Origin of the sequence: Streptomyces beihaiensis, assembly GCF_026274175.1 — a bacterium.
GTDB lineage: Bacteria > Actinomycetota > Actinomycetes > Streptomycetales > Streptomycetaceae > Streptomyces > Streptomyces beihaiensis.
In genome coordinates, this window is the sequence record NZ_JAPHNL010000101.1 from 1 (window position 1) to 12,066 (window position 12,066).

8 protein-coding genes are annotated in these 12,066 nt (G+C 73.2%); 2 read left to right on the forward strand and 6 right to left on the reverse strand.

All coding sequences use genetic code 11. From position 1 onward, the window contains the following. The 4 genes from OFY01_RS11245 to OFY01_RS11260 all read right to left on the reverse strand — a co-directional run. A partial coding sequence (locus OFY01_RS11245; protein ID WP_266598832.1) for a serine/threonine-protein kinase occupies positions 1-918 on the reverse strand: 918 nt, incomplete at its 3' end. Between the two features lie 144 nt (positions 919-1,062). Continuing rightward, entirely contained in the window at positions 1,063-3,189 is a 2,127-nt protein-coding gene (locus OFY01_RS11250; protein ID WP_266598833.1) for a protein kinase, read from the reverse strand. 69 nt (positions 3,190-3,258) lie between these two features. Then, complete coding sequence (locus OFY01_RS11255; protein WP_266598834.1) at positions 3,259-5,088, reverse strand: serine/threonine-protein kinase; 1,830 nt, start codon at positions 5,086-5,088, stop codon at positions 3,259-3,261. Between the two features lie 184 nt (positions 5,089-5,272). Beyond that, complete coding sequence (locus OFY01_RS11260; protein ID WP_266598835.1) at positions 5,273-6,988, reverse strand: glycerol-3-phosphate dehydrogenase/oxidase; 1,716 nt, start codon at positions 6,986-6,988, stop codon at positions 5,273-5,275. Between the two features lie 213 nt (positions 6,989-7,201). On the opposite strand from OFY01_RS11260, the gene OFY01_RS11265 reads away from it, so the two are divergent. Together OFY01_RS11265 and OFY01_RS11270 are read left to right on the forward strand one after the other, a co-directional pair. Continuing rightward, positions 7,202-8,449, forward strand: a complete 1,248-nt coding sequence (locus OFY01_RS11265) for a nucleotide sugar dehydrogenase (RefSeq protein ID WP_266598837.1) — start codon at positions 7,202-7,204, stop codon at positions 8,447-8,449. Positions 8,450-8,515: 66 nt separating this feature from the next. Continuing rightward, positions 8,516-9,076, forward strand: a complete 561-nt coding sequence (locus OFY01_RS11270; protein ID WP_266598839.1) for a hypothetical protein — start codon at positions 8,516-8,518, stop codon at positions 9,074-9,076. A gap of 204 nt (positions 9,077-9,280) precedes the next feature. On the opposite strand, the gene OFY01_RS11275 is transcribed toward OFY01_RS11270, so the two are convergent. Continuing rightward, positions 9,281-10,405 carry a GuaB3 family IMP dehydrogenase-related protein gene (locus OFY01_RS11275; protein ID WP_266598841.1) on the reverse strand — a complete coding sequence of 375 codons (1,125 nt, stop codon included), beginning with the start codon at positions 10,403-10,405 and terminating at the stop codon, positions 9,281-9,283. 115 nt (positions 10,406-10,520) lie between these two features. Beyond that, complete coding sequence (gene guaB / locus OFY01_RS11280; RefSeq protein ID WP_266598843.1) at positions 10,521-12,023, reverse strand: IMP dehydrogenase; 1,503 nt, start codon at positions 12,021-12,023, stop codon at positions 10,521-10,523. Between the last annotated feature and the right edge of the window lie 43 nt (positions 12,024-12,066).

The following is a 12,066-nucleotide window of genomic DNA, read 5'->3' on the forward strand; positions in this document are numbered from 1 at the left end:
CACGGGGGCGGCGGGGGCCGCTGCACCGGTGTCCTGCGCGGTACCGGACGCCGCGTGCACCCGCGTCGGTACGTAGGCCTGCGCCGCGCTCGGCCGCCGCCCCTCCGCCGCCTCGGCCAGCATCGCCTCGGCCTCGTCGACGTCCGGCCGGGCCGCCGGGTCCTTGCGCAGGAGCGCGCTGATGACAGGACCGATCGCCCCGGCGTACGCGGGCATCTCCGGCTCGTCCTCGATGACGGCCTGCATGGTGCTCAGCGGCGACGTGCGGCGGAACGGCGAGCGGCCCTCCACGGCCGTGTACAGCGTCGCGCCGAGGGCCCACAGGTCGGCGGCGGGCCCCGGTTCGGCGCCGCTGACCCGTTCCGGCGCCAGGTAGTCCACCGAGCCGACGATCTCGCCGGTCCTGGTGATGGCCGTGTCGCCCTCGACCTGCGCGATGCCGAAGTCGGTGAGCTTGACCCGGCCGTCGGGGGCGAGCAGCACGTTGCCCGGCTTGACGTCGCGGTGCAGCACTCCGGCGGCGTGGGCGGCGCGCAGCGCCCGAAGCGTCCACAGGCCGATGCGGGCGGCCTCGGTGGGCGCGACCCTGCCGTGCTCCTTGACGACGTCGGCGAGCGAGGGGCCCTCGACCAGCTCCATGACGATCCACGGCCGGTCGTCGTGCTCGAGGACGTCGTGGACGGTGACGACCGCGGGGTGGTTGATGCGGGCGGCGGCCCGCGCCTCCGTCTGCGTACGCGCGAGCAGCACCGCGCGGTCCGCCTCGTCGGCCCACTGGGCGGCCGTCAGCTCCTTGACCGCCACGGTCCGGTGGAGGACTTCGTCGTGTGCGCGCCACACGCGGCCCATGCCACCGCGCCCGATGGCGTCACCGAGGCGGTAGCGGTCCGAGAGGAGCTGGCCCTGCTGGCCCTGCATCTGATTCACGTTCCCCCGTAATGGTCTTGACAGGGCCACATTAGGGAGCAAGGGACAGGCAAGGAACAGCCGGGGTCCGATGGAAACCGCAATGTGACGCTTTTCGCGCGGGCAGCGGCCTCGACGGCCGCCTCGGTGAAGGTCTCAACCGTCGTACGTGTACGTGCCCTCGGCCTGTTCGAACAGCCGGGTCACCTCGTCGCGCTCCGCCTCCGGCCCGCGTACCTGCACCACGTGGTACTTGCCGCCGATCAGGATGGCCACATTGCGCACGAACACCTCGCGCCCGTCCGGCCCCTGCCAGGTGAACTGCCCCTCGGCCATGGTGCGTCCACCGACGTCGATCGTCTTCATCCCGCTCGACGTGGCCCAGGTCGAGTCCCGGAACGGCTGCAGTTCCCGCTCGTGCTCGCGCTGGTAGGCCATCGGGTCGCTGCCGTACGTGGCGGCGGAGTCCCGGCCGGGCACGACGAGCAGCTCGAAGTCCCCGTGTGCGTAGACGACTTGCCGCTGCCCGTTCTCCCCCTCCCGCCGCCACCCGTCGGCGACGGCGACATGGAACCCCGCGGGGTCCTTGCGCAGGGTGAACCCGGCGGCGATGTCGGACTGGGGCTGCGTGCTGGAGGACCCGGACGCGGAGGTGGACGGCGACGAGGACGGGGAGGCGGAGGCGGCCGGGGAGGAGGCAGGGCCGGACGGGGAGCCCTGGCCGCTGTGCGGCGCGCCCGACGTGCTGGGCGACGCCTTCGGCATGAACACCATCGCGTACGCGACCGCGCCCGCGAGGCCGAGCAGGACCAGCACGAGCAGCCACCGCCCCAGCGCCCTCGGCCGCCGCTCCCCCGCGCCCGCGCCGCGCTTGTGCCGCCCGTGGGCGGTGGTCGCGGGCGCCTTGGCGCGGCGCCTGCGCACCAGCTCGCCCCGGCGGCGTACGACGGGGAGGCGGCCCGGGTCGGCGGACGGCACGGAGACGACACGGGTACCGACGTCCGGTTCCGGCGCCGAGCGCACCAACGAGGTCAGCCAGCCGCGCAGTTCCTCGACGCGGGGCCGTTCGGTGGGGTCCTGGCGCAGCAGCGACTCGACGACGGGCCGCAACGGCCCGCACTCCTCGGCGGACGCGGGCGGTTCGGCGCACACCAGCCGCGCCAGCTCGACCGCCGACTCCTCGGGGTAGGGGGCGTTGCCCTCCACGGCCCGGAACAGCAGCGCGCCGAGCGCCCACAGGTCGGTGGCGGGGCCGACCGGCGCGGCGAGCTGCCAGGTGTCGCGTACGGGCCACGCCTGTTCGGGCGCCCAGCGCTCGGTGACGGCCCCGACCACGGTCATCCGCACCTGTCGGGCCCGCTCCCCGGCGGCCGCGGGGCGCCGCCGCTCCTCGAACGCCGCGGGGGCTGGTTCCGGTTCCCTCGCCGTGGGGGCCGCTGGTTCTTCGGGTATTTCGGGTATCAGGTCGTCCTTGCGGACAAGCGGCACCCCGGAGCCGACGGCCCGCCGGGCCCCCGCCCGATAGGCCGCGATCGCACCGGCCCTGGCGGCCCGGTAGTCCTCGGGTGCGGGCTCGGCCGGTGCGGCGGGAGACGGGTCGGGCCGCTCCGCAGGGCCAGTCACAGGCTTTGGACCAGGGCCAGGCACGGGCTCGGGGGCGGGCGCGGGCTCCGGCCTCGGCACCGGGTCGTTGCCGCACAGCACCTCCTCCGCCGCACCGGCCGCGAGCCCGCTCAGCACCACCCGCCCGTCGGCGCAGACCAGCACCGTGCGCGCGGTGACATTGCGGTGCACCCACCCGTACACGTGCAGCACCCGCAGCGCCGCGAGCACGTCGGAGGCGACCTCGGCCGCCCGGTAGGGCGTCAGGGGCCGGTCGGCGAGGAGCGAGGCGAGCGGCCGCGCCGCCACCGCCTCGCTCACGATCCACAGCGAACCACCCTCGGCGAACACGTCGAAGACCTGTTCGAGCCTGGGGTGGTCGGGTATAGCCGCGGCGGCCTGCGCGGCCTCGACCGCGCGCGCCACGACCGGCTCGCCGAGACCACCGCCTCCGCCTTCGCCACCGCCACGCATCGACGGCGCGGGGCTCCCCGGCCGGAATCCTTCGGGCAGCCCGTCCGCGTCGAGCACCTCCGCCTCGACGACCTCGGGCAACGGCACCTGCCGCACGAGCACTTCCTGCCCGCTGTACGTGTCGAAGGCCGGGGTCTCGCTGAAGTCGGAGGGAATCAGCGGCAGTCGGTACCGGTCGGCGAGGACCCGGCCCGCGTACTCGTCCACATCGCCTCCCCCCTGTCGGCCGCGCACGGTCCGCAGGCACTCACGATACGTGCCGAACGGCCGTCCGGTTCACGACTTCGGCTTGAACGACCGCGTGAACGTCTTCCACGCCGCCTCGCGCTGCGCCCCGCCCCAGTCGGCGTCCTTCGCGGTGTACATCAGCCCGTACCCCAGCGAGCCGTTCACCACGAACCCCCGGTCCACGGAGTGGTACTTCGTACCCCCGTCGACATAGGTGAACTCCCAGTCGGCGGTCTTCCAGCCGCGGTAGTCCACCCCGGCTATCCGTACGCGGTGGTACTGGGGGCGCCGCATGTACTTCTCCTGGTTCTCCCAGTCCCGCACGGGGTCGGACTTGGGCGAACTCGTCCAGCCCACCAGTAGTTTCTGCCCGTTCGGGCCCGTGAAGCGGGCACCGGCCCCGCCGGTCGAGACGTACTTCCAGCCCTTGGGCAGCCCGATCGAGAAGCCCTCCGAGTGCGTGTACGTACGGTCGGCACCGGTCTTGCCGCCGCCTCCGTCTCCCGATGACGAGGCGTTCGGTGAGGCGCCCGAACTCCCGCCCGTGCCCGTGCTCGCCGACCCGTCGGGAGACCGACTCGGCGTGCGGCCGGGCGCGCCACCGCCGTTCTCGCCGTTCTTGTCCGTGCCGGAAGGTGCCCCGGTCGAGGCGGTCTTGCCGGACCCCGCCTTGGCCCCGTCGCCACCGCCACCGCCACCGCCCAGGGCGAACGCCAGAACCGTGCCGAGCACGGCGAGCGCGACGACGATCGCGGCGATCACGAGGGTGCGGCGCGGCACGACGTCCGTGATGGAGGCGCGGCTCGCGGGCGTACGGGGCGGGCCGCCGGGCTGGGCCGGGACCTTGGCGGCGGCGTTGCGCACCGACTTCAGCGCGCCCCGCATCCGCTCGGCGACCTCTTCCGTGCGGACGGCGGTGCCACCGCGCCCGGCGCCTTTCACGGCCCCGCTCTGCGGCAGCGGCACCACCTTCGTGGCCTCGACGGGCTCCGGCTCGGGCGCTACCGGCGCGGCCTTCGGCTCCGGCGCGTGCACGACGGCCTCCAGCAGGGCTCGCGCCCCCTGGTCGTCGAGCCGCTGGTCCGGGTCCTTGGCGAGCAGCCCGTAGATGGCCGGCTCCAACGGCCCGGCGTTCTTGGGCGGGTCGAGCGGTTCGGTCATCACCGCGGTCAGCGTGGCGATGGCCGAACCCTTGTCGTACGGGGGGCTACCCTCCACGGCCGCGTACAGCAGTCCGCCGAGCGACCACATGTCGGCGGCGGGGCCCGGCTTGTGGCCGCGGGCGCGCTCAGGAGCTATGTAGGAGGGGGCCCCGACGAGCATGCCGGTGGAGGTGATGGACGGGTCGCCCTCCACCTGCGCGATGCCGAAGTCGGTGAGGACGACGCGGCCGTCCTCGGCGATGAGCACGTTGGACGGCTTCACGTCGCGGTGCAGGATGCCCTCGCGGTGGGCGGACCTGAGCACGTCGAGGATCGCGAGCCCGACCTCGGCGGCGCGCCGCGGTTCGAGCAGCCCGTCCTCGCGGATGGCCTCGGCTAGCGACTTGCCCTCGACGAGCTCCATGACGATCCACGGCCGGTCGTCCTCGTCGACGACGTCGAAGACCGTGACGGCGCCGTTGTTACGGATCCGCGCGATGGCTTTCGCCTCACGCAGCGTACGGGTGACGAGCCGCCGCTTCTCCTCCTCGTCGATGCTCGACGGGAAGCGCAGTTCCTTGACCGCGACGGTGCGCCCGAGGGTCTCGTCCTTGGCGCGCCACACGGTGCCCATGCCGCCACGGCCGAGGACGGCACCGAGCCGGTAGCGCCCCGCGAGCAGCCGTGCGCCCGGCTCGTCGTCCCGCTGCTTGTCCGCCTGCTCCGCCTCCGACATGAGTCCCCTCTGCAACCCGCCCCGACAGAGCCTTCATTGTCTCCTACCCGAGAGACACGTGAAGCCCAGGGGGCAGCGCCGCCAGGGGCGCGGGGAACCGCGCGACCAGCCACGACGCTCCCGCACGCGCCACCGGGGCGAAAACAGGGCGGACCGGGGTCGCGCCCGGAGGGCCGGCGCGGCCTCAGAACCCGTGCGGCGGCACGATGTCGGGCGCGCCCAAGCGGGCGGCGTCGGCCGTGAGGTCGTCCGGCTGCCGCTGCGACTCCCGTTCCGCCTCCACCCGCTTCTCGTAGTGCTCGACCTCCCGCTCCACCTGCTCCTTGCCCCAGCCGAGCACGGGCGCCATCAGCTCCGCGGCCTCCCGCGCACACCGCGTGCCCCGGTCGAACGTCTCGATGGAGATCCGCGTACGCCGAGTCAGCACGTCATCGAGGTGCCGCGCCCCCTCGTGCGACGCGGCGTAAACGACCTCGGCCCGCAGGTAGTCGTCGGCCCCGCCCAACGGCGCGCCGAGCCCGGGGTCCTCGGCGACCAGCGCGAGCAGTTCCTCGGCCAACGCCCCGTACCGGTTGAGCAGATGCTCGACCCGGACCACGTGCAGGCCGCTGCGCGCGGCGATGCGCGCCCGCGCGTTCCACAGCGCCCGGTACCCCTCGGCGCCCGCCAGCGGCACGTCCTCGGTGACGCACTCGGCGACCCGCTGGTCGAGCCCGTGCACGGCCGCGTCGACCGCGTCCTTGGCCATGACCCGGTACGTCGTGTACTTGCCGCCCGCCACGACGACAAGGCCCGGCACGGGGTGCGCCACGGTGTGCTCGCGCGAGAGCTTGCTGGTGGCGTCGGACTCGCCGGCGAGCAGCGGGCGCAGGCCCGCGTAGACGCCCTGCACGTCGTCCCGCGAAAGCGGCACGCCCAGTACGGAGTTGACGTGTTCCAGCAAGTAGTCGATATCAGCGCTGGACGCCGCCGGATGGGCCTTGTCCAGGTCCCAGTCGGTGTCCGTCGTCCCCACGATCCAGTGCCGCCCCCACGGGATCACGAACAGCACGCTCTTCTCGGTGCGCAGGATCAGCCCGGTCGTGGAGTGGATGCGGTCCTTGGGCACGACCAGGTGGATTCCCTTGGAGGCCCGTACGTGGAACTGTCCGCGCTCGCCCACCATGGCCTGGGTGTCGTCCGTCCACACGCCGGTCGCGTTGACGACCTGGCGGGCCCGGACCTCGTACTCGCCGCCGCTCTCGACGTCCCGCACGCGGGCCCCGACGACCCGTTCGCCCTCGCGCAGGAACCCGGTGACGCGTGCCCGGTTGGCGGCCTTGGCGCCGTACATGGCGGCGGTGCGCACGAGCGTGGCCACGTAGCGGGCGTCGTCCATCTGGGCGTCGTAGTACTGGAGCGCCCCGACGAGCGCGTCCTTCTTCAGGCAGGGGGCCACCCGCAACGCGTGCCGGCGCGACAGGTGACGGTGCGTCGGAAGGCCGCGCCCGTGCCCGCGCGCCATGGACATCGCGTCGTACAGGGCGACGCCCGACCCGGCGTACAGCCGCTCCCAGCCCTTGTGCCGCAACGGGTACAGGAACGGCACCGGCTTCACCAGGTGCGGCGCGAGCCGTTCGAGCAGCAGCCCGCGCTCCTTCAACGCCTCGCGCACGAGGGCGAAGTCGAGCATCTCCAGGTACCTGAGCCCGCCGTGGACGAGCTTGCTGGAGCGGCTCGACGTGCCGGACGCCCAGTCGCGCGCCTCCACGATCCCGGTGGCCAGGCCGCGCGTCGCGGCGTCGAGGGCGGTGCCCGCGCCGACCACGCCGCCGCCCACGACGAGCACGTCCAGCTCGTGTTCGGCCATGGCGGCGAGCGCCGCGGCGCGCTGCTCGGGTCCCAGTGCGGCTGCCTCCACTGCTGCCTCCCGCTGTCGTCGGCCTCACGACGATTCTGACCGCCCTGACCGGATCCAGCCACCACGCGGCGCCACGCCCACCCGCCAATGCCACATATCGGTCATATTTACTCCTAGTCTGACCATGCGCTCGCCCGTTCCGACCACCCGGCTTGCGCACCCGCCCCGCTCCGGCCAACGCCGGTCCGTCACCCGGGAAGGACGGCATCCGCCATGCCCGCAGACCTCGCCGTCATCGGCCTCGGCCACCTCGGCCTGCCGCTCGCCCAGGCCGCCGTCGCCGCAGGCATCCAGACCGTCGGCCACGACCCGGTCCGCGCCCAGGACCTCGCGGCCGGCCGGCTCCCCTGCGACAGCGACGGCGCCGCACTCACCGCCGCCGACGTACGCCGCATGCTCGCGTGCGGGTTCCGGCCCACCGCCAACCCCGCCGAGCTCGGCCGCGTCCGCACCGCCGTCATCTGCGCCCCGGTGCCCCCCGGCCCGGACGGCGCCCCGTCGCTCACCCCGGTCGCCGAGGCGACCCGCACCCTCGCCGCCCGGCTGCGCCCGCACACCACGGTCGTCATCGAGTCGCCGGTGCCGCCCGGCACCACACAGACGGTCCTGCTCCCCCTGCTCGAAGAGGGCTCCGGGCTGCGCGCGGGCCGCGACTTCCACCTCGCACACGCGCCGGGCCGCGTCGACCCGGGCAACCGTCTGCACTCCTACGCCTCCACTCCCAAGGTCATCGGGGGCCACACCCCGGCCTGCACGGAATCCGCCGCCGCGTTCTACGGCCGCCTGACCGACAAGGTCGTACGCGCCCGCGGCCCGCGCGAGGCCGAGACGGTCCACCTCCTGGAGACCACCTACCGCCAGGTCAACATCGCCCTGGTCAACGAGATGGCCGTGCTCTGCCACGACCTGGGCGTCGACCTGTGGGACGTCATCCGCTGCGCCGAGACCAAGCCGTTCGGCTTCCAGGCGTTCCGGCCGGGGCCCGGCGTCGGCGGCCACGCCATCCCGCAGGACATGTCCGGGGGAACAGGCCGGGGCCTGCGCCTGGTCGAACTGGCCCGCCAGGTCAACGACCACATGCCGTCCTACGTCGTCCAGCGCGCGGCGGCCCTCCTCAACGAGCACGGCAAGTCGGCCCGCGGTGCCCGCGTCCTCCTCCTCGGCGTCACGTACAAGCCGGACCTCGCCGACCGACAGGCCACCCCCGCCGAGGAGATCGCCACCCGCCTGATGCGCCTGGGCGCGTCCGTCAGCTACCACGACCCGTACGTCCCGTCCTGGAGCGTCCTCGACCGCCCGGTCCCGCGCGCCGACTCCCTCTACGAGTCCGCCGCCGACGCCGACCTGACGATCCTGCTCCAGCCCCACCGCACGTACGACCTGCAGGGCCTCGCGGTGAAGGCCCAGCTCCTCCTGGACACCAGGGGGGCGACCCCGGCCGGAGCGGCACACCGTCTGTGACTGCTAATGTGCGCACGCCTTTGTGCGCACACCAGTGCGACACTCACATCCCGGGGGGACACCACCATGACTCAGCCGCCTCAGCCTGCCCAGACGCCCCAGTCGGCTCAGCCCACCCAGCAGCCCTACGCCCCGTTCCCGCAGCAGCAGGGGCAGCCGACGGCGCAGCCGGCACCCGGCGCCGCGGGCGGCTACCCGCTCGCCCCCACGGCCTCGCAGCCCGACACCGGGAAGCCGGGGCTCGGCATCCTCGCCGCGATCGTGGCGGCGGTCGTCTCGGCCGGCGTGTACGGCGCGATCATCGGCGGGACCAGGCACGAGATCGGCTACGCGGCGGTCGGCGTCGGCTTGCTCGTGGGGCTCGCCGCGGGCAAGGTCGGCGGCCGCAACCCGGTGATCCCGGTCGTCAGCGTCGTCCTGTCGCTGGCCGGGGTCTACTTCGGCCAGCTCCTCGGCGAGGCCATCCTCGCCTCCAAGGACCTGCCGGTCACCGTGTCCGAACTGTTCTTCCACCACTTCGGCCTGCTCAACCAGGCGTGGCGGGACACCGTCGACCCGCTGACCTTCCTCTTCTTCGCCATCGCGGCCGCGGCCGCCTTCAGGTCGGCCAAGAGGGCCGCGGCGTAACGGTGGCGCGCGGGGCGGGCGTCTTGGCGGTGCCGACGGAGCCCACCGGGGCGTGCACCGCGGCAGGCTCCTGACGTCCGGCCCCGCATCCGCCCCGAACGCGACCGCACGCCCCCACCCCGCCCCGCACGCCCCACACGCGTGCCGAAGGGGGCCGGCCACCACCCGGTGACCGGCCCCCTTCACGCGTGCGCGCGGCGGCGCCTACCGCCGGTGCTCCGAGTCCGCGACCGTGACCTCGACCCGCTGGAACTCCTTGAGCTCGCTGTAGCCGGTCGTCGCCATGGCGCGCTTGAGGGCGCCGAAGAAGTTCATCGAGCCGTCCGGGGTGTGGGACGGGCCGGTGAGGATCTCCTCGGTCGTGCCGACCGTGCCCAGGTCGACCTTCTTGCCGCGCGGCACGTCCTCGTGGACGGCCTCCATGCCCCAGTGGTGGCCCTTGCCGGGCGCGTCCGTGGCACGGGCCAGCGGCGAACCCATCATCACGGCGTCCGCGCCACAGGCCACCGCCTTGGGCAGGTCGCCGGACCAGCCGACGCCGCCGTCCGCGATGACGTGGACGTAGCGGCCGCCGGACTCGTCGAGGTAGTCGCGGCGGGCCGCCGCGACGTCCGCCACGGCCGTGGCCATCGGGACCTGGATGCCCAGCACGTTGCGCGTGGTGTGCGCGGCGCCGCCGCCGAAGCCGACGAGCACGCCCGCCGCGCCGGTGCGCATCAGGTGCAGGGCGGCCGTGTACGTGGCGCAGCCGCCGACGATGACCGGGACGTCCAGCTCGTAGATGAACTGCTTCAGGTTCAGCGGCTCGGCGGCGCCCGACACGTGCTCGGCGGAGACGGTCGTGCCGCGGATGACGAAGATGTCGACGCCCGCGTCCACGACCGCCTTGGAGAACTCGGCGGTGCGCTGCGGCGAGAGCGCGGCGGCGGTCACGACACCGGAGTCGCGGACCTCCTTGATGCGCTGCCCGATCAGGTCGGCCTTGATGGGCGCGGCGTAGATCTCCTGGAGACGGCGCGTCGCGGCCTCGGGCGCCAGCTCGGCGATCTCGTCGAGCAGCGGCTGCGGGTCCTCGTAACGGGTCCACAGTCCTTCGAGGTTGAGCACGCCGAGGCCGCCCATCTCGCCGATGCGGATCGCCGTCCGCGGGGAGACGACGGAGTCCATGGGCGCGGCCAGGAACGGCAGCTCGAAGCGGTAGGCGTCGATCTGCCAGGCGATCGAGACCTCCTTCGGGTCGCGGGTGCGCCGGCTCGGCACGACGGCGATGTCGTCGAAGGCGTAAGCGCGGCGGCCGCGCTTGCCGCGCCCGATCTCGATCTCAGTCACGTTGGGGGCGCCTTTCCATCTGGGTCCCACTTGGGCGTGCCCGTCCAGTATCCCTGACACGCACGGGAGGGGCGGCCCCGGGAATCCGGGACCGCCCCTCACCGTACGGCCGTCGCTACTTGCGGCTGTAGTTCGGCGCCTCGACCGTCATCTGGATGTCGTGCGGGTGGCTCTCCTTGAGGCCCGCCGAGGTGATCCGGACGAAGCGGCCCTTGCTCTCCATCTCCTCGATGGTGGCGGCGCCGACATAGCCCATGGTCTGGCGCAGGCCGCCGACGAGCTGGTGCAGCACGTTGGCGAGCGGACCGCGATAGGGGACCTGGCCCTCGATGCCCTCGGGCACGAGCTTGTCGTCGGAGGCCACTTCCGCCTGGAAGTAACGGTCCTTCGAGTACGAGCGGCCCTGGCCGCGGGACTGCATGGCGCCGAGCGAGCCCATGCCCCGGTACGACTTGAACTGCTTGCCGTTGATGAACAGCAGCTCGCCGGGCGACTCCTCGCAGCCCGCCAGGAGCGAGCCGAGCATCACCGTGTCGGCTCCGGCGGCCAGCGCCTTGCCGATGTCGCCGGAGTACTGCAGGCCGCCGTCGCCGATGACCGGGACGCCCGCCGCGCGGGCCGCGAGGGCGGCCTCGTAGATGGCGGTGACCTGCGGCACGCCGATGCCGGCGACCACGCGGGTGGTGCAGATCGAGCCGGGGCCGACACCGACCTTGACGCCGTCGACACCGGCGTCGATCAGGGCCTGGGCGCCGTCACGCGTCGCCACGTTGCCGCCGATGACGTCGACGCCGACGCTCGACTTGATCTTCGACATCCAGTTGAGGGCGTTGCTGTTGTGGCCGTGCGAGGTGTCGACGATGAGGAAGTCGACACCCGCCTCGGCCAGCGCCTGCGCCCGCTCCAGCGCCTCGGGGCTGGCGCCGACGGCGGCACCGACGAGGAGGCGGCCCTCGGCGTCCTTCGCCGCGTTCGGGTACTGCTCCGCCTTCACGAAGTCCTTGACCGTGATGAGGCCCTTGAGCACACCCGCGTCGTCGACCAGCGGCAGCTTCTCGATCTTGTGGCGGCGCAGCAGCTCCATGGCGTCGACGCCGGAGATGCCGACCTTGCCGGTGACCAGCGGCATCGGTGTCATGACCTCGCGCACCTGGCGGCCGCGGTCGGCCTCGAAGGCCATGTCGCGGTTGGTGACGATGCCGAGCAGCTTGCCGGCCGCGTCGGTGACCGGGACACCGCTGATGCGGAACTTGGCGCACAGGGCGTCCGCCTCGGCGAGCGTGGCGTCCGGGTTCACCGTGATCGGGTCGGTGACCATGCCGGACTCGGAGCGCTTGACGAGGTCGACCTGGTTGACCTGGTCGGCGACGGACAGATTGCGGTGCAGCACGCCGACGCCGCCCTGCCGCGCCATGGCGATGGCCATGCGGGCCTCGGTGACCTTGTCCATGGCCGCCGACAGGAGCGGGATGTTCACCCGGACGTTGCGGGAGATGCGGGACGAGGTGTCGACCGCGTTCGGCAGCACTTCCGACGCGCCCGGCAGCAGCAGCACGTCGTCGTAGGTCAGCCCGAGTGTCGCGAATTTGTCGGGCACTCCGTCGACGTTTGCAGTCATGACACCTTCCCCAAATGGCCTTGATCGGTGCGGATGTCCATGC